Annotated in this window: 21 protein-coding genes and 1 pseudogene; 14 read left to right on the top strand and 8 right to left on the bottom strand. The window is 70.0% G+C overall.

The window, feature by feature from the left end:
* Positions 1-77: 77 nt before the first annotated feature.
* On the bottom strand, positions 78-881 hold the full coding sequence (locus D1369_RS38000) for an NAD(P)H-binding protein (RefSeq protein WP_007379920.1): 804 nt from the start codon (positions 879-881) through the stop codon (positions 78-80).
* Between the two features lie 63 nt (positions 882-944).
* Between D1369_RS38000 and D1369_RS38005 the strand changes: the two genes are divergently transcribed.
* Entirely contained in the window at positions 945-1,631 is a 687-nt protein-coding gene (locus tag D1369_RS38005; RefSeq protein WP_240436128.1) for an AraC family transcriptional regulator, read from the top strand.
* A gap of 15 nt (positions 1,632-1,646) precedes the next feature.
* On the opposite strand, the pseudogene D1369_RS38010 reads toward D1369_RS38005, so the two are convergent.
* Positions 1,647-1,805 (bottom strand): annotated as a pseudogene (locus D1369_RS38010) (IS5/IS1182 family transposase); the annotation flags it as partial.
* Between the two features lie 880 nt (positions 1,806-2,685).
* Between D1369_RS38010 and D1369_RS43210 the strand changes: the two are divergent.
* Complete coding sequence (locus tag D1369_RS43210) at positions 2,686-2,901, top strand: hypothetical protein (RefSeq protein WP_158680111.1); 216 nt, start codon at positions 2,686-2,688, stop codon at positions 2,899-2,901.
* 1,374 nt (positions 2,902-4,275) lie between these two features.
* Here D1369_RS43210 and D1369_RS38025 read toward each other — a convergent pair.
* From D1369_RS38025 to D1369_RS38035, 3 genes are all read right to left on the bottom strand, one after another.
* Entirely contained in the window at positions 4,276-4,977 is a 702-nt protein-coding gene (locus tag D1369_RS38025; protein ID WP_007379916.1) for a response regulator transcription factor, read from the bottom strand.
* A gap of 360 nt (positions 4,978-5,337) precedes the next feature.
* Positions 5,338-6,042, bottom strand: a complete 705-nt coding sequence (locus tag D1369_RS38030) for a CBS domain-containing protein (RefSeq protein ID WP_037898924.1) — start codon at positions 6,040-6,042, stop codon at positions 5,338-5,340.
* A 39-nt stretch (positions 6,043-6,081) separates the two neighbouring features.
* On the bottom strand, positions 6,082-6,546 hold the full coding sequence (locus tag D1369_RS38035; RefSeq protein WP_037898922.1) for a cyclic nucleotide-binding domain-containing protein: 465 nt from the start codon (positions 6,544-6,546) through the stop codon (positions 6,082-6,084).
* A 196-nt stretch (positions 6,547-6,742) separates the two neighbouring features.
* On the opposite strand from D1369_RS38035, the gene D1369_RS38040 reads away from it, so the two are divergent.
* The 3 genes from D1369_RS38040 (at position 6,743) to pflA (ending at position 10,184) form a co-directional block, all read left to right on the top strand.
* On the top strand, positions 6,743-6,952 hold the full coding sequence (locus D1369_RS38040) for a hypothetical protein (RefSeq protein ID WP_037898919.1): 210 nt from the start codon (positions 6,743-6,745) through the stop codon (positions 6,950-6,952).
* 227 nt (positions 6,953-7,179) lie between these two features.
* Positions 7,180-9,441 (top strand): formate C-acetyltransferase, encoded by a 2,262-nt coding sequence (pflB, locus tag D1369_RS38045; protein WP_118082908.1) that lies wholly within the window; start codon positions 7,180-7,182, stop codon positions 9,439-9,441.
* A 5-nt stretch (positions 9,442-9,446) separates the two neighbouring features.
* A complete protein-coding gene (pflA, locus tag D1369_RS38050) occupies positions 9,447-10,184 on the top strand; it encodes a pyruvate formate-lyase-activating protein (RefSeq protein WP_082319352.1) in 738 nt (245 codons plus the stop codon).
* A 168-nt stretch (positions 10,185-10,352) separates the two neighbouring features.
* Here the strand turns inward: pflA and D1369_RS38055 are convergent, their stop codons facing one another.
* Complete coding sequence (locus D1369_RS38055) at positions 10,353-11,372, bottom strand: SulP family inorganic anion transporter (RefSeq protein WP_007379912.1); 1,020 nt, start codon at positions 11,370-11,372, stop codon at positions 10,353-10,355.
* A gap of 236 nt (positions 11,373-11,608) precedes the next feature.
* On the opposite strand from D1369_RS38055, the gene D1369_RS38060 reads away from it, so the two are divergent.
* From D1369_RS38060 to D1369_RS38100, 9 genes are all read left to right on the top strand, one after another.
* On the top strand, positions 11,609-12,238 hold the full coding sequence (locus D1369_RS38060) for a DoxX family protein (RefSeq protein WP_007379911.1): 630 nt from the start codon (positions 11,609-11,611) through the stop codon (positions 12,236-12,238).
* Between the two features lie 164 nt (positions 12,239-12,402).
* Positions 12,403-13,308: a universal stress protein gene (locus D1369_RS38065; protein ID WP_007379910.1), complete on the top strand. Its 906-nt coding sequence runs from the start codon at positions 12,403-12,405 to the stop codon at positions 13,306-13,308.
* 25 nt (positions 13,309-13,333) lie between these two features.
* Entirely contained in the window at positions 13,334-14,356 is a 1,023-nt protein-coding gene (locus D1369_RS38070) for a zinc-dependent alcohol dehydrogenase (protein ID WP_007379909.1), read from the top strand.
* 5 nt (positions 14,357-14,361) lie between these two features.
* Positions 14,362-15,228 carry a universal stress protein gene (locus tag D1369_RS38075; protein ID WP_007379908.1) on the top strand — a complete coding sequence of 289 codons (867 nt, stop codon included), beginning with the start codon at positions 14,362-14,364 and terminating at the stop codon, positions 15,226-15,228.
* A gap of 80 nt (positions 15,229-15,308) precedes the next feature.
* Entirely contained in the window at positions 15,309-17,699 is a 2,391-nt protein-coding gene (locus D1369_RS38080; RefSeq protein ID WP_118082909.1) for a phosphoketolase family protein, read from the top strand.
* 31 nt (positions 17,700-17,730) lie between these two features.
* On the top strand, positions 17,731-18,744 hold the full coding sequence (gene gap / locus D1369_RS38085) for a type I glyceraldehyde-3-phosphate dehydrogenase (protein ID WP_007379905.1): 1,014 nt from the start codon (positions 17,731-17,733) through the stop codon (positions 18,742-18,744).
* Positions 18,745-18,875: 131 nt separating this feature from the next.
* Positions 18,876-21,569 carry a GNAT family N-acetyltransferase gene (locus D1369_RS38090; protein ID WP_007379904.1) on the top strand — a complete coding sequence of 898 codons (2,694 nt, stop codon included), beginning with the start codon at positions 18,876-18,878 and terminating at the stop codon, positions 21,567-21,569.
* A 12-nt stretch (positions 21,570-21,581) separates the two neighbouring features.
* The gene (locus tag D1369_RS38095) at positions 21,582-22,313 is read left to right on the top strand and encodes a CBS domain-containing protein (RefSeq protein WP_037898914.1); all 732 of its coding nucleotides are present in this window, start codon (positions 21,582-21,584) and stop codon (positions 22,311-22,313) included.
* 15 nt (positions 22,314-22,328) lie between these two features.
* Positions 22,329-22,841, top strand: coding sequence for a flavodoxin domain-containing protein (locus tag D1369_RS38100; RefSeq protein ID WP_118082911.1), 513 nt, complete (start codon positions 22,329-22,331; stop codon positions 22,839-22,841).
* A gap of 63 nt (positions 22,842-22,904) precedes the next feature.
* On the opposite strand, the gene D1369_RS38105 is transcribed toward D1369_RS38100, so the two are convergent.
* Both D1369_RS38105 and D1369_RS38110 read right to left on the bottom strand, forming a co-directional pair.
* Complete coding sequence (locus D1369_RS38105; protein WP_007379901.1) at positions 22,905-23,549, bottom strand: universal stress protein; 645 nt, start codon at positions 23,547-23,549, stop codon at positions 22,905-22,907.
* Positions 23,550-23,588: 39 nt separating this feature from the next.
* Positions 23,589-24,173, bottom strand: coding sequence for a hypothetical protein (locus D1369_RS38110; RefSeq protein WP_118082913.1), 585 nt, complete (start codon positions 24,171-24,173; stop codon positions 23,589-23,591).
* Positions 24,174-24,192: the final 19 nt, after the last annotated feature.

Consider the following 24,192-nt stretch of genomic DNA (forward strand, 5'->3'; position numbering starts at 1 on the left):
CAAAGGAGAACGGGCTCTGTCCCTTGAGCTACGAGGGCCTCTTGCCCGAGAGCCTGGCGGCCGTCGGCGGCGGTGGGTTACGGCATTGACGCGAATGCCTCCCGGTGGTCGCGTGCCCACTGCTCGAACGTGCCCGCCGGTCGGCCGAGCACCTGCGGCACGTGGTCGGTGACGTAGGCCGCACCGCCGGCGCGCGCCCAGCCGATGCCGGTGCTCATCCCGGCCGGCAACTGGTCGAGCGCATTCGTGTCGGTGATCTTGACCGGCCGTTCCAGCACGCCCTCCAGGATCGCCGCCTGGTCTGCGAACGTCAGCAGCTCCGGCCCGGTCAGGTCGTACCGCTGCCCGTCGTGCGCATCGCTGGTCATGGCGGCGACGGCGACCGCGGCCACGTCCCTTGGGTCGACGATGGCCTGCCGGGAGTCGCCGGCCAGGTTCGGGATCGGCTCTCCGGCCTGGATCAGCGCCCGATACCACAAGAAGTTCGAGGCGAAGCTCGGCGGGCGGAGCATCGTCCACACGAGCCCACTGGCCTCGATCGCCTCCTCCGCGGCGAGGTGCCACGCGCCGACGGTCGCCCCGTCGAACAGCTCGCCGCTGCCGATGGCGGACAGCTTGACGACCTTACGGACGCCCGCCGCCCGCGCGGCCGTCACCAGGGCGATGTCGTGGTCCGCGGTCGGCACGGGGGGCACGGTCACGAGAAAGACCGTGTCGACGTCGGCCACCGCCCGTGCCAGCGACGCCGGGTCGTCGAAGTCGGCCCGCACCCCGCCGGGCCGCTCGCGGCGGGACATCGCCCGAAACGGCACGCCCCGCTCGGTGAGCAGACGCACGACGTGACTACCGATGGTGCCGGTGGCACCGGTAACGAGGATCATGTCTCGACGGTCGCATCGCTCTCACGCCGCGTGATAGGAAGTTTCGGCACTATCGTGGGCCGCGTGAGCTCTCTCAACATGCCGCCTGCCCTTGCCCGTTGGGTGGCCGGGGTCGATGTCGCTACGGCGGCCGGTTCGGCGGCCGTCGACGTGCCCGATCACGCCACCACACTTCTCCTGCGCAGCGACAAGCGTGAGCTGATCGTCATGGGCCCCCGCACCCGGGCCGCCTATCACGTTGCCGCGCCCGGCCACTCGTGCGTGCGGGTTCGTATGCGGCCGGGTCGTGCCCAAGCCCTGCTCGGCCGTCCGCTGCGTGATCTCGCCGATCGCGCCCTGCCGCTCCGCGAACTGCCGGGTCTGGACGTCGACCAGCTCGCCGCCGATCCGGTCGCCGCTCTCGAAGAAGCATTGGCCGATTGGCCGGAGCCTCCGGAGCGGCTCGAAGAGGCGGCACACCTACTGGTCGGCACCACTGTCGCCACGGCCGCGGCCCGGTTGCACATCAGTGAGCGCCGCCTGCACACCCTGTTCACCGACGGCACCGGCTTGTCCCCGAAGCACTTCGCACGCATCGACCGCGTTCGCACCGTGCTCGCGGCCGATGCCGGCCGGTGGTCGGACATCGCCGCGACGGCGGGTTACTACGACCAGTCCCACATGACGGCCGAGTTCCGCCACTTCATGGGTGTCCCGCCGGCCGCGTTCACCGCAGGGCGGCGTCCCGCCGCGACTCCGTGCACTGCCTGAGTTCCAAGACTGGCAAAGGAGGAGTTGCAGCAGCTTGTCGAAGATGATCCGGTCGCTGATCCGCGTGCGGTGGCAGCCCAGCGGGTGGGTCGGAGCGTAGACGGGCCGCTGTGGCAGCAGCGCCGCGAATTGGTCCCACAGGGGTTCGGTCAGCCATGACGGCAAGGCAGGCACAGGTCTCCCGGTGATCACAGAGCGTCGCAACTCCATGATCACCAGGCCCTGTTCTCTACTACTTCCGAGGTACCCCATCGAGCCTAGCTGCGCGAGTTCTTACTTCGGGAGTTGCAACGGGTGGACGTGGAGGGCATGCCTGAGCTGCGGTTTCCGGAGCTTCGGCAGCGGTCCGCGCGCCGGCGTCGCCGGGCCATGGCGATTTCTTGACGCACGAATGACAAATGTTCCGAATGGAAGTTAAGTCCGTTTCTGGTAGTGGCCTCGTCCGGGCTCGGTGGGGAAGCCTTGACGGAGGAGGTGTCCGAGGTGAGCACGGGTGACATTGACCGACGCCTCGTCGATGGGCACGCCGAGGAGTTCGTGCAGCTCAGATCGGAACTCCTGGTCGGGGTGCTGGTTGAAGGCGTCCGCGACGGCCCGGTAAACGCTGTGTCGCGTAGTTCACCGGCCCGGGTCGTGGCCTTCTCGTGCTGCGCCTGGAGGTCTGCCAGGAGCTCGAGGACTTTCACGCAGCCGGCTCGAGGGTGTCGCGCCAGGCCGGACTCGGGGCGGTGAGGCGGCGGGTCATGTTCGCGATGGAGGCCCAGTAGACGCGTGAGGTGCAGCATGGGAGTCAGGGGCTGCCTGTTCGTTGTTTGCTCGTGGATGTGTAATTATGGGGGGGTGTTCCCGTGTCCGGTCTGTGGCGTACGAGAGCGCCGCCGCCCGTGACCTGCATCATCGGCTGTGACGGCACGAGGAGCCGCGGACACGAGCTTCTCGCACAGCAGTCAGATGGTGGCCCGAAGAGCGGATGGTCGCTCCGTTCGAGCCGATTCAGGCATACAAAGGCCAGCCGCATCCGGTTCTCCCACCCCCAACGCCATATGGAGACACCATGAGCCTGCGCGACATGCCCGAAAAGCAGCGACGACACGCGCTCGAACTGCTCGCCGTCTTCCGTCTGGATTCGGTGTCTCGAACCACATCGCCTTTCAGAGGTTCACCGAATGGTCCGAAGCCCGGGTATGGACAGAACTCCGCCAACTCCTCCGTAACGCGGATCAAAGTCAGGGCGACCTGGATTGGTCGCGACGCGTCGTTGATGCCGTGAACGCGCGTGCGGGCAAGAGAAGACGCGGGCGCTTGTGAATCACCACATTCTCCTCTGAGGGCACTGTCGAAACGGCGGTCCTCGTTCGGCGGTGACCTACGGGAACAGGTGTTGGCCGGAGATGGCTTGATCGGACACTGTGAGACCCAACTCAGGAGCGCTGTCATGGTGGTCCTCGAACGTACCTACTGGCCTCGCCATGCCTTGCCTGGTGCGTGTGTCCTGCAGGCGTAGAGCCAGGACTTGAACTTCGCGAGCAGGGAGGGTGATGCCTCGGATGGGTGTCGGCTTTGTGGCCGGCTTCAGGCGGCCTTGCTATCGGGAATCGCCCGGTACATGCCATGCTCGAATGCGGCAAGACCCCTCCTGACCTGCGCTGTACCAAAGTGCCAACTATCTCTCTGATTCCGCACTTCAAGATGCTGAAGCTACTTGGCATCAGCGCAGGTCACGAACGTCCCCTAGTGCCAACTATCGATCCTGGTCACACGCTTGTGACGAGGATTTTTAGTTGGCACAAAAGAGGGATGGTCGGCATCAAGATCGGCGTCGCTTCTCAAAGGTGACGACGCATCACTTCGATGCACGTGGCTCGGGCCGCGTTCGATCGGTCCCGCGGGTACGGTACGCCGAGGAGGATCCGTTCGCGGGCCTGTCCGGCGCGGAGCCAGTCGGTCCGGCGGTCGTGCGCCGTGGACAGCACTGTGATCGTCGGGTGCCTCTCGAAGGTTCGGGCTGTGAGCACCTCCGCGTGGCGGTGGGCGCCGAAGTCCCGCATCGGGATGCGGTCATGCCCGGGCCAGTGCTGTTTGTTTCTGCCAACCAGCGGCGGCTATCCATGGCCCGGTCCGCATCGGTGGTGTTGCGGTGCTCTGCCTCCCTGGTGAGCTGAAGGACGCTGTCGGCGGGCCTCTTCCGCGTGCGCGGCTTCGGTGAGTTCGGTGATCACAGCGCTGGGCAACGGCCGCGCCGAGAAGGGGAATCGGCTGCCGGGGCGCGGGAGCAGCCGCGTCACTGGTTCCCAGCCGAAGTGCTCCACTGCTGCAGCCGACGGACACGTGCAGGGGCCGCCCGGTCGGGTCGATGTGGCGTAGGCCGCGTTGCGTCGCCGCGCGGATCTCCAGCGTGAGCGTGTCCGGGTCGAGTCGGAAGGGCCAGGGCTGGTGTTGCGGATCGACGGTGCGGCCACGGCCGCGGAGACCAGCGTCTCCAAGGTCCTCGCGTCGAGGACGGCAGTACGCATCGCGGGCTTCTCCCCGCCCTACGCCATGGGATGCAGCGGGGCTTATGGGTGACCGAACCAGCGTGGCGTTCGGCACGCCGACAGGAGCAGGGGCCGTCCGGCCCGGGGTGGGTCCTGGTCGTCCCCTTCGCTCACTTCGTGGGGCGTTCGCCGGTCTCGGACTGCTCCAGATGAGAGGCCAGGACCGCGGCCTGGACGCGGCGCTGGACGCCGAGTTTGGCCAGGAGCCGGGAGATGTGGTTCTTGACGGTCTTCTCCGACAGGTAGAGCTTCTTGCCGATCTCGCGGTTGGTCAGGCCGTCGCCGATCAGGGCGAGGATGTCCCGCTCGCGGGGCGACAGGCTCGCGAGCTCGGGGGCCATGGCGGGTGTCTCGGCGGGGTCGGCACGCAGCGAGCGCATCAGGCGGGCCGTGGTCGCGGGGTCCAGCATCGACTGGCCCGAGGCGACCGTGCGCACGGCCGAGACCAGGTCGGAGCCCCTGATCTGCTTGAGGACGTAGCCCGAGGCCCCGGCCATGATGGCGTCAAGCAGGGCGTCCTCGTCGTCGAACGAGGTCAGCATCAGACAGGCCAGCTCCGGCATCTGGTTGCGCAGCTCCCGGCAGACCGTGATGCCGTCTCCGTCCGGGAGCCGTACGTCGAGCACGGCGACGTCCGGGCGCAGGGCCGGGCCGCGGACGAGGGCGTGCTCCACGGTGCCCGCGTCGCCGACCACCGAGATGTCCGGTTCGGCGTCGAGCAGGTCGGTGATACCGCGTCGTACGACCTCATGGTCGTCGAGCAGGAAGACACGGATCGGATCCTGGTCGGTGAAGGTGCGTGTCCCGGTCATGACGACCCCTTGTTCCCCGGTGGCGGACGGGCTGCGGGTTCCCGTGAGGCCGATCATCGCGCGCCGGGCCCTGATGCACTAGGGCCGACCGGCCCCGCTCGGCGTCGAAACGTGCCCTCACTGGCCCCGTGCGCAGCTCCTGATGGCCCCTGCTGCCAGAGGGATCGACCGGTGAGATCTTGCATGCGGCACCCAGGCTGGTTCTGTCCATGAGGGGCTGTGACCGATGCGGAAGGCACAGCGCACGAAGGTCCGGTCGACAGCCGTTCAGCGCCGATGTACAGCCTTGAGTACGACGTCCTGGCTCCTCATCTGACGTGGAGCGCCGGTGGCTTCAGGGTATGGCCAGGTCTCGAATCACTAAGCGGGAGCGGATTTCCCCGGCTGTGCGGCCTGGGGGTCCGGGGAACCGTCGGAGTGCTCACGGCCGACCAGCTCGAATTCGACGTCCACCACGCCCTCCACAGCACGTACCAGACGGGCGGCCACGGGGATCAAGGACGTGTCCCGGACGCGCCCGGCGAGCTTCACCACGCCGTCGTTCACCTGGACCCGGATCGCCGAGCCCGGCGGGGGGAAGAGGTAGGCCACCACCTCGCGGCGGACCTCCTCCTCGATCTCCTCGTCACCACGCAGGAACACCTTGAGCAGGTCGGCCCTGCTGACGATGCCCTCCAGCATGCCCAGCTCGTTCACGACCGGCAGCCGCTTGACCCTGGAGTGCGCCATGGTCCGGGCGGCCTGGGCGAGGGTGGCGTCCGGGCGGGTGGTGAGCGCCGGGGAGGTCATCAGTTCTTCCGCGGTGACCGCGCCGGCCTTCGCCAGGTCGGACAGGCGGCGCAGCTGCGTGTAGCGGTCGGGGTCGCTGTCGCGGAACTCCTCCTTGGGCAGGAGGTCTGCCTCGGAGACGAGGCCGACCACGCGCCCCTCGCCCTCGAGTACGGGCAGGGCGCTGACCTTCCAGTCCTGCATCAGCCGCACGATCTCCTTGAAGGTGGCCTTGCGGCCGACGGCGGCGACCGTGTGAGTCATGACGTCGCTGACGATGTGTGGGGTGCCGTGCATGGTGGCTCCCTCTCGTGTCGCTTCGGCCCGTGTGAGCGGTCAGACGTGGCTGCCCGCGCCGTACGGGGCGTACAGGTCCAGCAATCGCGTACGGGCGGAGCGCAGGCGGTGGGCCAGCACGCCACCGACCCACTGGGCGATGGCGTTGCCCATGGCCGGGTCCTCCTGGCACATCAGGCGAACGGCCGTGGCGTCGAACTCGTAGGCCCTTACCGGGGTTGTCGCCTCAGCGCCCAGGTGCCAGACATGGGGGGTGAACAGCCAGGACCACCCGACGAGCTCGTTGTGCCGGAGCGTCTCGATGACGGCCGCGCGGCGACCGGGCACGTGCATGTCGAGCTCGACGGTGCCGGTGCGCACGATCCAGAACCGGTCGGCCTTGCCGCCTTCCTCGAACAGGCGCGCCCCTTGCGGGAAGGAGACCTCGCGGGCGACGCGCATGAGCCGGTGCCGGTGCTCGGCCGGCAGGGCGCGCAGCATGCTGGGCGTAGGGGTGGTGATCATGGCGTGCCTCCCGACGGGATGTAGGAACTGCCATGGCCAGCGTCTGTCCGACGGCGGGCAGCAGACCATGGGCCACCCGGTCCATAGGCCGGGCCACTCGGCTCCGGCAAGGGGACCTGCGGCACGCTGCGGCCACGCCGACTCGGCTGTTCCATGAGGGTGTGAGACAACCCGGCCATTGGAGGGGGTGAGTTCTGTGGGTACCTCACTGACACCCGACTTCTGGAAGTTGTTCGGCGTTCTCCTGGTGACCTCGACGGCGGTCACCTTCGTGGTGAGTGCCGCGCTGGACACGCTGGTCGTACGGCTGCAGGAGCGCCGTCGGCAGCGTCGGCAGACCGACGACCGCACGGCCACGACGCCTCACTGGGCCGACCGGCCACGCCGGGCCCTGGTGCACCACTGAACCGAGTGGTGCGAAGGGCGGAGGCCACCGCCCGGTTCGTCGCGCACGCCGGCGGACCGGCCGCGACAGGCGCCTCGGATGCGGGCCCTGGGGCCGGTCGGCGCATGGACAGGGCCACACGGTCCCGTCAACGGCCCTGGTCGGCACTCGTCCCCGCCGGTACCGCTCACCAGGATCAGAGGTGGAAGGCACCTGCGCGCAGGAACGAGCACGAGAGGGGACCGCCGATGACCGTCACCGTGACAGCAGATGACCGGACGGCGACCGATGCCTGGCGAGGCTTCGCTGGAACCGGCTGGCGTGAGCGCGTCGACGTGCGCGACTTCATCCAGGCCAACTTCACACCGTACGAGGGCGACGCGTCCTTCCTCACCGGCCCCACCGACCGGACGCGCGCCGTCTGGGAGACGGTCAGCGCGCTCTTCCCGGAGGAGCGGAGCCGCGGTGTCCTCGACGTCGACACCGCCACCCCCTCCACGATCACCTCGCACGCCCCCGGCTACATCGACCGCGACCGCGAATTGATCGTCGGCCTGCAGACCGACGCCCCGCTGAAGCGCGCGATCATGCCGAATGGCGGGCTGCGCATGGTGGAGAACGGACTGGAGGCGTACGGCTACGAGCCCGACCCGTTCGTGACGAGGGTCTTCGGGACCTACCGCAAGACCCACAATGACGGTGTCTTCGACGCCTACACACCCGAGATGCGCGCCGCGCGCAAGGCGGGCATCATCACCGGGCTGCCCGACGCCTACGGCCGTGGCCGGATCATCGGCGACTACCGGCGCGTGGCGCTGTACGGCACGGACCGGCTGATCGAGGCCAAGCGAGCTGAGCGGGCGCTGCTGGACGTCCGTCCCTCCACGGCCGATGTGATCCGGGACCGGGAGGAACTCGCCGAACAGACAAGGGCGTTGGGCGAACTGTCCGAGATGGCAGCCACGTACGGCTGCGATGTCTCGCGTCCCGCCACCACCGCCCACGAGGCCGTGCAGTGGCTCTACCTCGGCTATCTCGCCGCCGTGAAGGAACAGAACGGCGCCGCGATGTCGCTGGGCCGCACGTCGACCTTCCTCGACGTCTACCTCCGGCGCGACCTGACGGACGGTCTCATCGACGAGTCCCGTGCCCAGGAACTGATCGACGACTTCGTGATCAAATTGCGGATCGTACGGTTCCTGCGCACCCCCGAGTACGACGCCCTGTTCTCCGGCGACCCGACCTGGGTGACGGAGTCCATCGGGGGCATGGGCGCCGACGGCCGGACCCTGGTGACCCGCACCTCGTTCCGCTTCCTCCAGACCCTCTACAACCTCGGCCCGGCTCCGGAGCCGAACCTCACCGTGCTGTGGTCGCCGCGACTGCCCACCGGCTTCAAGGAGTTCTGCGCCCAGGTCTCGATCGACACCAGCGCCGTCCAGTACGAGTCCGACGACCTGACGCGTCCGCGGACCGGCGACGACACCGCGATCGCCTGCTGCGTCTCCGCGATGGCGGTCGGCAGGCAGATGCAGTTCTTCGGCGCCCGGGTCAACCTCGCCAAGGCTCTGCTGTACGCCGTCAACGGCGGCCGGGACGAGATGACCGGCGACCAGATCGCCCCGCCGACGCCTCCGCTGACCGGGGAGTACCTGGACTACGACGAGCTGTCGGCGGCGTACGACCGGGTCCTGGACTGGCTGGCGAAGACGTACGTCGACGCGCTGAACGTCATCCACTACATGCACGACAAGTACGCCTACGAGCGCGTGGAGATGGCGCTGCACGACCACCCCGTGCACCGCTTCATGGCCTGTGGCATCGCCGGCTTGTCGGTCGCCGCGGACAGCCTGTCGGCCGTCAAGCACGCGCGGGTGAAGGTGTTCCGGGACGCCGGTGGCCTCGCCGTCGACTTCCGTACCGAGGGCGACTTCCCGGCGTACGGCAACAACGACGACCGCGCCGACAGCATCGCCGTCCACCTGGTGGAGTCCTTCATGGCGAAGGTGCGCGAGCACCCCACCTACCGGGACGCCGAGCACACCCAGTCCGTGCTGACGATCACCTCGAACGTCGTCTACGGCAAGCACACCGGCAACACCCCCGACGGCCGCCGCGCCGGAGAGCCCTTCGCCCCCGGCGCCAACCCGATGAACGGCCGCGACCGGCACGGGGTGGCCGCCTCCGCGCTGTCGGTGGCCAAGCTGCCGTACGAGCAGGCTCGCGACGGCATCTCACTGACCACGACCATCACCCCCGAGGGCCTGGGGCACTGCCCGCAGGAACGGGCAGGTCACCTGGTCGGCATCCTCGACGCGTACATGGCCGCGGGAGGCTTCCACATGAACGTCAACGTCCTCGACCGCACCACGCTGGAGGACGCCATGGAGAACCCCGGCAAGTACCCGGACCTGACCATCCGCGTCTCCGGCTACGCCGTCAACTTCGTCCGGCTGACCCGCGAGCAGCAGCTCGACGTGATCAGCCGTACCTTCCACGGAACGCTGTGAGCCCGATGGCGGGGACGATGAACGGCCGGATCCACTCCTGGGACCTGTCCACCGGTGTGGACGGTCCCGGGACCCGGTTCGTCCTCTTCGTCTCCGGCTGTCCGCTCCGCTGCCTGTACTGCGCCAACCCCGACACCTGGCACATGCGGGACGGCAAGGAGACATCCGTGGACGAGGTGATGCGGGAGATCGAGAAGTACCGCGCCTTCGTCACCACGGCCGGCGGCGGGGTGACCGTCACGGGCGGCGAGCCGCTGCTCCAGCCCGCCTTCACCGGCGAGATCCTGCGCCGCTGCAAGGACACCGGACTGCACACGGCGCTCGACACTTCGGGCTTCCTCGGTGCGCGCGCCAGCGACGAACTCCTCTCCGGGACCGACCTGGTGCTGCTGGACATCAAGTCCTTCGACAGCGCGGCCTACCGGCGTCTGACAGGCGGTGAACTCACGCCCACCCTGAACCTCGCCAACCGTCTCGACCGGCTCGGTGTCCGGATGTGGATCAGGTACGTCCTGGTGCCCGGCTGGACGGACGACGCGGAGTCCGTGGAGAGTCTGGCCGACTTCGTGGCGGGGCTTCGCTCGGTCGACCGCGTGGACGTCCTGCCGTTCCACAAGCTCGGCGCCTCGAAGTACGAGGCCCTCGGCCTCCCGTTCCCGCTGCGCGACACCCCGACCCCGGCACGGGATGCGGTCGAGCGGGTACGGGAGCGGTTCCGCGCGCACGGCTTGATGGCCTACTGAACGGGTGTGAAGCGGTCGATCAGGTAGCGAGCCGCACCGGTCAGGGCCTGCGGAGGGAAACGAGCCTCCGCGACAAGGCCGGAGCCGTCCGACCGGAGCGCCTCCCGGAGACGCCGGCATGGTGTTACGGCAAGTCGGCAGCCTGCCGCTGTCATGGTGCAGCCCGGTCTAACCGGTGTTGGTCGTGAGCCAGCGACGGTACGCCGCCACTGCCGTCGGCAGGGTCGGGAAGATCAGATCCGGACCCACGGAGTCCGCCAGGCCGTACGCCTCCAAGTCGTCCAAGAGGTCCTGCTTGACCCGGGCCAGGGCGAACACGACGCCACGGCCGGTGAGTTCACGCCGGAGTTCATCGACCGCGTCGAGGGCGGTGGCGACGATGAGCACCCCCAGCGCGGGCAGTACGAGTCGGGGCAGCTCGCCCGGATCCGGCCACGCGAGGGTGGGCAGGCCCGACGGGACCTCGCCGATCACCTTGACGCCGTACCGCTCGTCGAGGTCGAGGGAGACCACGGCGGCCGTGGTGAGGACCACGGCAAGGAGCGGGCCGGGCACGGCACGGACGTATCGCGACACCGTGAACAGGAACGCGAGCACGGCGGCGGAGAGGGCGACGGTGGCCGTGTGGGCGTCAGCCACGTGCCGTACGAAGGACCAGAGTTGGGGGAAGAACTCCGAGCCGGTCGTCTTCACGCCGGTGAGCTTGGGCAGTTGGTCGACCATCATGATCAGAGCCACGCCCGCCAGGTACCCGATCAGGACCGGTCGGGAGAGCAGGTCCGCGAGGAAACCGAGCCGTACGGCCCGCGCCAGTAGGCACAGCAGTCCGACCGTGACGGCGAGCGTGGCCGCCAGGGCGGCGTAGCGCGCCGGACTGCCGGCGGCCAGCGGGGCGACCACGGTGGCGGTCATCAGCGCGGTCGTGGACTCGGGACCGACGGAGAGCAGGCGCGAGGAGCCGAATAGCGCGTACAGAGCGAGGGCGGGCAGGATCGCCCACAGCCCGGTGACCGGCGGGAGCCCTGCCACCCCCGCGTACGCCATGACCTGCGGCACCAGGTACGCGGCCACGGTGACACCGGCCAGCAGGTCGCCCCTCAGCCAGGTGCGCCGGTATCCGAGGAGGGCGACGACTCCGGGCACGAGGTCACGCCACCTAGGAGCTTTTCTGCCCGCGTCCTGCGACATGCGCCGCCCTTCTCCGTTCGATCGGTCTCAGGATCCCCCGACAGTCACCCCCTCGCGACAGATGAGCCGTGCCCGTCGCGTCGAAGGCCGAGCATGCACCCCAACGGCCCATGAGCACAGGGCCGTTCAGCCCTGCACCCGCGGACCTTCGGCATCCGGTGGCCACCGCCGCACGAGACGACAGTGAGGGACGTCAGATAACGAACGGACTCACCCTCCTTGAAGGGATCACCACCATGGCCGTGCACGAGCACCCTCACCGGAGCTCCGGCTTCCACCTGTCGTCCTTCCGCAGGAACCGGACCGCCTCCGCATCCGAGTCCGGCGTGTCGGCACTCAGCGCCACGCACACCGCGCAGGCCTACGTCCTCGCGTCCCTGCGCCTGCTCACCGGGTTCGTCTTCCTGTGGGCCTTCCTCGACAAGACCTTCGGCTTCGGCTACGCGACTCCGTCCGGCAAGGGCTGGATCGACGGCGGCTCGCCGACCAAGGGTTTCCTCAGTGGTGTCGTCGCCGGACCGATGGAGTCCACGTTCCACTCCTGGGCCGGGGACCCGTGGGCGGACTGGCTGTTCATGCTCGGTCTGCTCGGGATCGGTGTCGCGCTCATCGCCGGTGTGGCGATGCGGTTCGCGGCCGTGGCCGGCACCGCGATGACGGCGCTGATGTGGGTCGCCGAGTGGCCGCCCGCCCAGCACCTCTCCGACGGTTCGCCGAGCATGTCGACGAACCCCTTCGTGGACTACCACCTCATCTACGCGGTCGTCCTGATCGCCCTGGTCGCCGCCTCTGCCGGCGACACCTTCGGTCTCGGCAAGTTCTGGGCCAAGCTCCCCCTCGTCCGCCACAGCCGCTGGCTGCGGTGACCGCGGGAGGCGCGGCGGGCCCCATCAAGGGCAAGCGAGGGTCCGCCGCGCCAAGGCGGGCCTGGGCCGGTCGGCCCATGGCAGGGACCTGCGGCCCCTGCCATGGGCCTCATCCGAAGACGAAGCTCGAATTGGGAAAACCCCCGATTCAGGAGGTGGAGATCATGACCCGCACCGTCACCGTCGGTCTCGACGGCTCGAGTGAGAGCCGCGCGGCGGCCGAGTGGGCGGCCCGCGAGGCACAGTTGCTCGGACTGCCACTGAAGCTGGTGCATGTCTGGGAGCCGGTGCCGGCCCCCATGGCGCAGGCGCCGCTTCTGGGCGCCGAGACCCATCAGCACTGGGCCGAGAGGATTCCCCGCGAGGCGGCCGAAGGTGTCCGTCTGCGCCACCCCGGCCTCGACGTCGCCACCGAGCAGCTGTCCGGCCGTCCCGCCGACATGCTGGCAGACGCGGCGAAGGACGCCGAGCTGCTGGTGCTGGGCTCGCGCGGTCTGAGCGGGATCGGTGGATTCATGGTCGGCTCCGTCGCTCTGTCGGCCGTGGCCCACGCCGAACGGCCGGTCGTCCTGGTCCGGGCCGGTGAGCAGGCCGCCGACGAGCACGAGATGGACCCGGCCGGCATCCCGTCCGCCGTCACCCCGTTCCGGCCCGTCGTCCTCGGCCTCGACGTCGAGAGCCCGGACGAGGAGCTGATCGAGTTCGCGTTCGCGGCCGCCGCCCGCCGGAGCACCTCCCTGCGGGTGGTCCACGCCTGGAACCCCCCGCCGTACTACGCCTACGGGCTCTCCGTCGACCTGGAACTCCACGGAGAACTGGCCCGGCGCGAGGCCACCACCCTGGCGGAGGTCCTGCGGCCGTGGCACAAGAAGTTCCCGGACGTCGAGGTCACCGAGGAGTCCTCCTACGGCAGCCCCGGCAACCACCTCGTCGACGCCTCCCGTGAGGCCTCCCTGGTCGTGGTGGGCCGCCGGATCCGCCGCGCCGCGCTCGGCGCCCACATCGGCCCCGTCACCCACGCCGTCCTGCACCACTCCACCGCGCCCATCGCTGTCGTCCCGCACAACTGACTTGGAAGATCTGAGGAGTTGAACCATGAAGGCAGCGGTCGTACGAGCCTTCGGCGAGCCCCTGGTCATCGAGGAACGCCCCGACCCCGAACCCGGCCCCGGCCAGGTCCGGGTCCGTGTCGAAGCCTCCGGGCTCTGCCACACCGACATCCACGCCGCCCGCGGCGACTGGCCCGTCAAGCCGAACCCACCCTTCGTGCCCGGCCACGAGGGCGTGGGCCTGGTCGAAAAGCTCGGCGCGGGGGTCGCCCACCTGTCCGTCGGACAGCGGGTCGCCGTGCCCTGGCTGGGCAAGGCCTGCGGGCGGTGCGAGCACTGCCTGTCCGGCTGGGAGACGCTGTGTGAGGGGCAGATCAACACCGGCTACGGCTGCGACGGCGGCTACGCCGAGAAGATGCTGGCCTGGGCCGACTTCGCCCAGCCGGTGCCGGACGGCGTCACCGCCGTCGACGCCGCCCCGCTGACCTGCGCCGGCGTGACCACGTACAAGGCCCTGAAGGTGGCCGGCGTGCGGCCCACGCAACTCGTCGCGATCTCCGGCGTCGGCGGACTCGGGCACCTCGCGGTGCAGTACGCGAAGATCGTCGGAGCGCAGGTCGCGGCGATCGACGTCACCGACGAGAAGCTCGACCTCGCCGCCGAACTCGGCGCGGACCTGGTGATCGACGCCCGCAAGGACGACGTGGGCGAGGCCCTCAAGCGGTACGGCGGGGCCCACGCTGCGATCGCTCTGGCCGTGAACGAGGAAGCGTTCACCGCGGTCAACTCCGGGCTGCGGCGCGGCGGCAAGCTCGTCATGGTCGCTCTGCCCGCGCACGGCACGATCCGGGTCCCGATCTTCGACACGGTCCTGAACGGCACGAGCGTGATCGGTTCGATCGTCGGCACCCGGCAGGACCTCGCAGAGGTCTTTCAGTTGCACGCGGCCGGCCGCACCCGGGTCATCTCCGAGACCCGCCCTCTCGCCTCCGTGAACGAGTCCATCGAGGACGTGCTGCGCGGTCAGGTCAGGGCCAGGATCGTCTTCGATCTCGGTGCGGGGCGGTGAGCGCGATGTCGATGGATCTCCCGGTGGTCGTCGGTGTCGACGGCTCCGAGCCGAGTCTGCGGGCCGTCGACTGGGCGTCCGACGAGGCCGTCCTTAGGAGCGTGCCGCTGCGGATCGTGAACGCATGCCTGTGGGAACGCTACGAGGGGTCCGCTCTCGCCCACGACCTCGGCAAACCCGCCGGAGGGGTGCTGCCGCAGGACCTCGTCCGGGATGCCGTCCGGCGCGCCGGCACCCGCCACCCAGACCTGAAGGTGACCTCGGAGGTCGTCTTCGAGGAGCCCGAGTACGCACTGGTCCGCGAGAGCCGCAACGCCTGCGCACTGGTGACCGGCACCCGCGGCCGCGGCGGCATGACCGAGGCCCTGCTGGGCTCCGTGAGCCTGACCGTGGCCGGCCACGCGCACTGTCCGATGATCGTCGTCCGGGGCAACCACGACAACCAGGCCCGGTCCGGACGGCACGGCCGCATCGTCGTCGGGGTAGGCGAGAAGACGACCCTGGACTTCGCCTTCGAGGAGGCGCGGCGGCGCGCGGTGCCGGTGGAAGCCGTACGGGCCTGGCGGTGCCCCGCGCACGAGAGCACCGACCACCCGCTGCTCGCCGGGGAGCCCGCCCGGCTGCACGCACAGCAAGCCGTCGAGGCCCTGGACGCGGCACTCCAGGACGCCCCCGCCGATGTCGAACTGCGCCGCCGCACCGTCGAGGGTCCCGCCCGGACCGTGCTGGTGGAGGCCTCGCACCACGCCGACCTCCTGATCCTGGGGGCCAGGCGCCATCCACGGCAGTTCGGGCTCCAGCTGGGCCGGGTGGCCCATGGGGTACTGCACCACTCCGCCTGCCCGGTCGCGATCGTGCCCGAACAGGCGTGAGCGCGACGACCCGCTGCTGGGAGACGCGCCGTCAACGCCACCGTCCCGATGACCCGTACCGATGACTTCCGGAGCCACTCATGCCCAAGGCCGAACACCTGGACGCCACCGCTCTGTCGGTACTCTCCGACGACGAACTGCGCACTCTGGACGCCCACTGGCGGGCCGCCAACTACCTGGCCGCCGGACAGATCTACCTGATGGCGAACCCGCTGCTGACCGAGCCCCTGAAGCCGGAGCACATCAAGCCGCGGCTGCTCGGCCACTGGGGCACCTCCCCGGGACTGAACCTCGTGTACACACACCTCAACCGGGTGATCAAGGCACGGGGGCTCGACGCGCTGTGCGTGTGGGGTCCGGGGCACGGCGGGCCGTCCGTGCTCGCGAACTCCTGGCTGGAGGGCAGCTACAGCGAGACCTACCCGGACGTCTCCCGGGACGCCCAGGGGATGGAGCGACTGTTCCGACAGTTCTCCTTCCCAGGTGGCGTGCCAAGCCACGTCGCCCCGGAGACCCCGGGCTCGATCCACGAGGGCGGCGAGCTCGGATATTCGCTCGCCCACGCGTACGGGGCCGCCTTCGACAACCCGGACTTGCTGGTCGCCTGTGTGATCGGGGACGGCGAGGCGGAGACCGGACCGCTGGCGGCTGCCTGGCACTCCAACAAGTTCCTGGACCCGGTGCACGACGGGGCTGTCCTCCCGATCCTCCACCTCAACGGCTACAAGATCGCCAACCCGTCCGTGCTCTCCCGCCTGCCCGAGTCCGAACTCGACGAGCTGATGCGGGGTTACGGCCACGAGCCGATCCACGTGACCGGCGACGATCCGCTCCAGGTGCACCGGGCCATGGCCGCCGCGTTCGACGACGCGCTGGAGCGCATCGCCGTGATGCAGTCCAGCGCCCGCGAGGAGGGCGTCTCCGGCCGCGTGCACTGGCCCATGATCGTGCTGCGCACCCCGAAGGGCTGGACCGGCCCCGCGGAGGTGGACGGTGTCCCCGTCGAGGGCACTTGGCGCGCGCACCAGGTCCCGCTGGCGGGCGTGCGCGAAAACCCGGAGCATTTGCGGCAGTTGGAGGCCTGGCTGCGGTCGTACCACCCTGAGAAGCTGTTCGACGCCGACGGCCGGCCCGTCGCGGACGTCCTCGCCTGCGTGCCCGAAGGCGTCAGGCGTCTCGGTTCCAGCCCGTATGCGAACGGCGGCCTGCTGGTACGCGACCTGCCGATCCCGTCCCTCGACCATTTCGCCGTACCTGTGGACAAGCCGGGTACCACCCTGCACGAGCCCACCCGGATCCTCGGCGACCTCCTCGAAAAGGTCATGCACGACACCTCGGCAAGCCGCGACTTCCGGGTCGTCGGACCCGACGAAACCGCCTCCAACCGACTGCAGGCCGTCTTCAACGCCAGTGGCAAGGCCTGGCAGGTCGAGCACCTGCCGGTGGACGAGCACCTGGACCGGCACGGCCGGGTCCTGGAGATCCTCTCCGAGCACACCTGTCAGGGCTGGCTGGAGGGCTATCTGCTGACCGGCCGGCACGGACTGTTCTCCTGCTACGAGGCCTTCGTGCACATCGTCGACTCGATGGTCAACCAGCACATCAAGTGGCTGAAGACGTCCAGGGAACTGGCGTGGCGTGCTCCGATCGCCTCCCTCAACTACCTGCTGACGTCGCATGTGTGGCGACAGGACCACAACGGCTTCTCCCACCAGGACCCCGGCTTCGTCGACCACGTCCTCAACAAGAGCCCCGAGGTCGTCCGTGTCTACCTGCCGCCGGACGCCAACACGTTGCTGTCGGTGGCCGACCACGCGCTGCACAGCCGGGACTACGTCAACGTGATCGTGGCCGGCAAGCAGCCCTGCTTCGACTGGCTGTCCATGGACCAGGCGAAGGCGCACTGCGCCCGCGGCGCCGGGATCTGGGACTGGGCGGGAACCGAGAACGGCGGCGAACCGGACGTGGTGCTCGCCTGCGCCGGCGACGTGCCCACCCAGGAGGTGCTGGCCGCCGCGCAGTTGCTGCGTCGCCACCTGCCGCAGCTCGCCGTCCGTGTGGTCAACGTCGTCGACATGACCAGGCTGCTGCCGCGCGAGGAACACCCGCACGGGATGAGCGACTTCGAGTACGACGGCCTGTTCACCACCGACAAGCCGGTCATCTTCGCCTACCACGGCTACCCCTGGCTCATCCACCGCCTCGCGTACCGCCGCACCGGTCACGCCAACCTGCACGTACGCGGCTACAAGGAGTCCGGGACCACGACCACACCTTTCGACATGGTCGTCCGCAACGACCTCGATCGCTACCGCCTGGTCATGGACGTCATCGACCGCGTCCCCGGACTCGCCGTCCGCGCCGCCGCCGTACGACAGGAGATGGCCGACGCCCGCACCCGGCACCATGCCTGGATCCGCGAACACGGCACCGACCTGCCCGAGGTCGCCGACTGGGCCTGGAACGCCTGAAAGCCCCTTCCCCGCACAGGAGTTCACCGCCATGACCGTACGTATCGGCATCAACGGCTTCGGTCGCATCGGCCGCACCTATCTCCGCGCGGCACTCGACCGCGCCGAAGCGGGCATCCAGGACGTCGAGGTGGTCGCCATCAACGACATCACCTCGCCCGCCACCCTGGCCCACCTCCTGGAGTACGACTCCACGTTCGGACACATCGGACGCGAGGTCCTCCACGACGACAGCTCGATCACCGTCGACGGCAGGCGCATCGCCGTCAGCGCCGAACGCGACCCGGCCGCCCTGCACTGGTCCGACTACGGCGCCGACATCGTGGTCGAGTCCACCGGCCGCTTCCGCGACCGCGACGCGGCCGCCCTGCACCTGAAGGCCGGCGCTCACACCGTGCTGCTGTCCGCGCCCGGCAAGAACGCGGACGCCACCATCGTGATGGGCGTCAACGACACGACGTACGACCGCAGCCAGGACCGGGTCATCTCGGCCGCCTCCTGCACCACCAACTGCGTCGCCCCCATGGTGAAGGTGCTGCACGAGACCTTCGGCATCGACCGCGGCATGATGACCACCATCCACGGCTACACCAACGACCAGGCCCTGATCGACAGCCCGCACAAGGACCTGCGCCGGGCACGCTCGGCAGCGCTCAGCATCATCCCGACCAGTACGGGCGCCGCGCGCGCCGTCGGGCTCGTGCTGCCGGAGCTGGCCGGGGCGCTGGACGGGATCGCGGTCCGTGTTCCGGTCGAGGACGGTTCCCTCACCGACCTCGCCGTCGTCCTGCGCCGCGAAGCGACGGTGGACGAGATCAATGAAGCGTTCACCGCGGCCGCCGAGGGACCGCTGCACGGCATCCTCCGGGTGTCGAAGGCGCCCATCGTGTCCCGCGACGTCATCGGCGATCCCTCCTCCTGCATCTTCGACCCGGTCCTCACCCAGGCCAACGGCACGCTCGTCAAGGTCTTCGGCTGGTACGACAACGAGTGGGGCTACACCAACCGGCTGCTCGACCTCACGGCCCTCGTCGCCGACGACTGACACGTCCTGGAGGGGACGACCAGCGGAAACGTTGGGCCGACCGGCCCCCCGGAGCACCCGGACAGCCCATGGGAACCGGCCACGATCCGCTGGATGCTCGAAGTGCCGAAAGGCGTTGGAGGAGATCCCCCATGACGGACGACGTGCTCAACCGATCCCCGGTCCACGCCCTGCTCGCGGACGGCACCACCGTGTGCATCCGCCCCGTGGTGCCCGGAGACCACGATCAGCTGGAAGGGCTCTACGAGGAGATGTCCCCGGAGAACCTGCGGCTCAGGTTCTTCGCGGCGAGCCGCCGGTCGGCCGCCCTGGCCGCCGACCGCGCCTGTGCGCCGGCCCGATCCGGCTACCGCGCCCTGCTGGCGGAGACCCAGGGCCGGGTCATCGGCCTCGCCGAGTACGACACGGGCGACGACAAGGACGCCGCTGAGATCTCCATCGCCGTGGCCGATGGGCTGCACCACCGGGGTGTGGGCACCCTGCTCGTCGAGCACCTGGTTTCCGCGGCCCGCGCGGACGGCATCACCACCTTCACCGCAGACGCGCTCAGCGAGAACCACGAGGTGCTCCGGCTCTTCGCCGACCTCGGTCTGCGCACCGCCCGGCACTTCGAGGGCCCGGAGGTGCGCTGCACGGTCGCGCTCGACGAGGACGACGCCTATCTGTCGGCCGTGGAGTCCCGCGGCCGCTCCGCCGACGTGGCCAGTCTCCAGCCCGTGCTGCGGCCGAAGGCCGTTGCGGTCGTCGGCGCCGGACGCACACCCGGGTCTGTCGGCCGGGCGATCCTCCACCATCTGCACACCGGTGGCTACGCCGGCCGTCTGTTCGCGGTGAACCCGGCGGCGCACTCGATCCTGGGGGTGCCGTGTCACCCGGCGATCAGCTCCCTTCCCAGGACTCCCGACCTCGCGGTGCTCGCCGTACCCGCCGCCGCGATCCCGGCGACCGCCGAGGAATGCGGCAAGGCGGGCGTACGAGCCCTCCTGGTCGTCACCGCGGGGCTGGACGCCGACCAGGCCCGGGCACTGCTGTCCGCCTGCCGTACCCACGGCATGCGTCTCGTCGGGCCGAACTGCCTGGGTATCTCCAACACCGACCCCGAACTGAGCCTGGACGCCACGTTCGCGGCGGATCACCCGCGCCCCGGCACGGCGGGAGTCGCCGTGCAGTCCGGTGGTGTCGGCATCGCCCTGTTGGACGGGCTGTCCCGGCTCGGTATCGGCGTCTCCTCGTTCGTCTCCCTCGGCGACAAGTACGACGTCAGCGGCAACGACATGCTCCAGTGGTGGGAGAGCGACGGCCGCACCGACCTTGCTCTACTGCACCTGGAGTCCTTCGGTAATCCGCGTGCCTTCTCACGTACCGCCCGCCGGGTGACCCGCCGGATGCCGGTGCTCACCGTCGACGCCGGCCGCACGGATGCCGGACGCCGTGCCGCCGCCTCGCACACCGCGGCCGCCGCGACGCCCACCATGACCCGCCAGGCCCTGTTCACCCAGGCCGGGATCACCCCGACCCGCTCGGTCGGTGAACTCCTCGAAACCGCCGCCCTGTTGCACTCCCAGCCGCTGCCGGAGGGCTCACGGGTCGCCGTCGTCACCAATGCCGGCGGCGCCGGAGTCCTGGCGGCGGACGCCTGCGCGGAGGCCGGGCTCGTCCTGCCTCCGTTCACCCCCGCAGTGATCGACGGACTCCTCGCCGTACTCCCCGACGGCGCCTCGATCGGCAACCCCGTCGACGCCACCGCCGCGGTGACGGAGGAACAGCTCGGCGACTGCGTGGACCGGCTCATGGCAAGTGCGGGCATCGACGCCGTACTGGTGGCACTGGTCCCCACCGCGGTTGCCGAGGCGACCGGCGACGACCTGGTACGGGCACTCACCCGAGCACCCGGACACAGGGCCCGGCCGATCGCCGTCGTACGCCTGGGACAGGCCCTGCCGGTCGAGCTGCTGCCCGCAGCGGACGGCGCCACCATCCCCTCGTACGCCGAACCGCACGCTGCTGCCCGTGCATTCGCCCACGCCGCCCGTCGCGCTGCCTGGCTCGCCCGTCCTGCGGGCACCGTGCCCGAGGTCCCGGGCGTCGACACCCGGCGTGCGCACACCATCGTCGATGACCATCTGCGGGCGCATCCGGACGGCGGCCGGCTCGACCCGCGCACCTGCGCCGCGCTCCTGTCCTGCTACGGCATCCCCCAGATTCCCTGGGGCTGGGCGGAGACCGAGGAGGACGCCGTTCTCGCGGCCGACCGGCTGCGCGGCTTCGACGGCCGGGTGGTCATGAAGGCCCATTGGCCAGGGCTCGTGCACAAGACGCAGCAGCACGCGGTCCACCTCGACCTGCGGGGTGACTCTCAAGTTCGGTCCGCGTTCCGCGACCTGGAGACGCGGTTCGCCGGGCTGATGACCGGGGTGGTCGTACAGCCGCTCGCCGCCCGCGGCACCGAACTGTTCGCGGGTGTCGTCCAGGACGAGGTCTTCGGGCCACTGGTCATGTTCGGCCTCGGCGGTACGGCCACCGAAGTGCTCGCGGACCACGCGGCCCGGCTCGCCCCCCTCTCCGACCACGACGTGCACGACCTGATCACATCCCCGCGCTGTGCCCCCCTGCTGTTCGGCGTGCACGGCAGCGCCCCTGTCGACCTCGAAGCTCTGGAACACCTGCTGCTGCGGCTGTCGCGGATGGCCGCAGATCTGCCGCAGCTCGCGGAGGCCGACTTCAACCCGGTCCTCGCGGCTGCGGGTCAGGTCACCGTGCTCGACGCACGTGTCCGCCTGCTGCCGCGCCGGCCCTACGACCCCTATCTGCGCCGACTTCGCTGAGGAGGACCAGCCATGAAGCACGACAAGGTCGGTTCCGTGATGACGAGTGATGTCGTCCGGGCCACGTACGGGACCCCGTTCAAGGAGGTGGCGCGGCTGCTCGCCGACCACCGGATCAGCGGACTTCCGGTCGTCGACGAGGACGACAAGGTGATCGGCGTCATCTCCGAAACGGACCTCGTGGTGCGCCAGGCGGCCACCCCTGATCCCTTCGGCCCCCCGCGCCGTCGGTGGCTCCCCGCGCTGACGCGCAGTGCCCGGCAGCAGGCCGCGAAGGTCGAGGCGCGTACGGCCGGCCGGCTGATGACCGAGCCGCCGGTCACCGTGCACGCCGACGACAGCATCGTCGAGGCCGCCCGGACGATGGCCCAGCGGTGCGTGGAGCGGCTGCCCGTCCTCGACGAGGAACACCGGCTCGTCGGCATCGTCACCCGCCGCGACCTGCTCCAGGTCTTTCTGCGGCCGGACCCGGAGATCCGCGAACAGGTCGTCCAGGAGGTGCTGATTCGCGCCTTGTGGGTGCCGCCCCGCAGCATCGACGCCTCCGTGGCGGAAGGGGTCGTCATCCTCACCGGCCAGATGGAGCGCAAGAGCGAAACGGAGATCGCCGTCTCCATGACCCGACAGATCGACGGCGTGGTCGCCGTGGTCGACAAACTCACCTGGCTCCTGGACGACGAACGGCTCCAGCCCGACGAACAGGCACTGCACGGTGTGGCCGACGACTGGCTGCGCAAGCTGTGAGAGGAGGCGGACCCCATGACCGGCAAGACAGGCAAGGTGCTGGTGACCTACGGAACGACGAACGGGTCGACCGCACAGATAGCCGAAGCCATCGCCGAGGTCCTGCGCAAGGACGGTCTGACAGTGGAGGCACTGCCCGCCCGCTCCGTGACGAGCGTGTCCCCGTACGACGCCGTCGTGGTCGGCGGCGGCCTGTACGCCGGACGCTGGCACAAGGACGCCCGCCGCTTCGTCCGTCGCCACCACCGAGGTCTCGCCGAACGCCCGCTCTGGCTCTTCAGCAGCGGGCCGCTCGACGCCTCGGCCGCCGAGCGGGACATCCCGCCCGTGCCCGGCGTGCGGAAGGCCATGACGGAGCTGGACGCGAACGAACACGTCACCTTCGGCGGCTGCCTCGAGGAAGGTGCGAAGGGATGGGTGGCCAGGATGATCCTGCGCTCCGGAAAGGGCGGAGACTTCCGGGACTTCACCCAGATCGAGACCTGGGCAGGGCGCATAGCAGGCGAGTCGACGGCACGTGAGACGTGAGGAGGGCGAAGGCGACGTCCCCGGTGCCCGGACAGCGGGCACCGGGGACGTCGCCGAACCGGCCTATGCGGGCACGACGGCGACAGGGCACAGGGACTCCCGCGGGAGCACCCGCGTGACCGCTCCTGGTGCGCCGCCGGGCCGCCGGCCCACGACCACCAGCCCGGCGCTCGCGGACCGTTGGAGCAGGGCCTGCGCCGGAGGCAGCAGCCGGACGTCTTCCAGCACGGGCACCTGCGGGTACTTCTTCCGCCACGGCCGCAGTACGTCGGCCAGCAGTTGCACCTCGTGGTCCTCCCAGGCCCCGCGGTCCTCCTCCGGTACGCCGAAGGGCAGTTCAGCCGCGCAGGAGGGGAATCGCCAGGCGTGCACCGCCCGCAGCCGTACGCCCCGCACCCGGGCGGCGTCGAAGGCGAAGTCGACGGCCGCCTCAGCGGGTTCGCGGACGTTCACGGCGAGCACGACCTCGGCGCCGGGACGCTCGGGAAAGGGAGCGGTCGGTACGAAGACGACAGGACATGCGAAGTCCCCCAGGCCGACATCCGAGGTGCCGACCACGAGAAGCTTCGTCCCGTCCGGGATCTCTGACCGCGAGTCGCCGAGCACCCTCAGCGGCAGGCCACGCAGCGACGCCTCCCGCTCCGCCCATCGGACCACTGCCCCTGCACGTTCCGGGCGGTCGGTGCGGGCAACGATGACGTGCTCCATGAGGTTGGCCCTTTCTCGAGTGGACGACGGACAGTGCCTTCAGGTGGTCCTGTGCCCCCACTGCGGCCCCGCGAGGTCCCACTCCCTGCCCCACGCCTCGATGCGCCGCAGGTCCAGCCGCCATCGTGCGACGGCGCCCAGGGCGCACACGGGGCCGGCGAAGGCGAGCCCGGCGAAGGAACCCAGGGCACCCGCCTCGACGGCGGCCTCCGCGGGGCTCGGCGGTCGGGTGACCAGGCTGCCCTGGTCGTCCTGCCAGAGCACCACATGGCTCCCGGCCCGCAGGCCGGTGTCGACCAGGGTGCGGTCGGTGCGGACGGAGCCGTCGCGTGCCGTCCAGCGGACGTCGGCAAGGGCCTGGTCGCTCGACGAGCGGACCGATGACGCGTGCTCGGACGCATCGGTGAGGAGGACGGCTCGGACGGAGTGCCGCTCGGCACGGTGCTCGGCGAGCGTCTCGTAGGTGGCGTGCGCGGTCACCAGACCGGCGGCCGTGCCGCCCACCGCGACGACCGCCCACACGGCCAGTACGAGCCAGGCCTCGACGATGTCGTCGTGGCGTCGCAGCGGATTGCTCCGCCAGCGCCAGAACCGCTTCTGCAGCGCGGGCTTGTCGCCGTCCATGCCTCCGCACCTCCTCCAG

It is taken from the genome of Streptomyces sp. CC0208, assembly GCF_003443735.1.
GTDB lineage: Bacteria > Actinomycetota > Actinomycetes > Streptomycetales > Streptomycetaceae > Streptomyces > Streptomyces sviceus.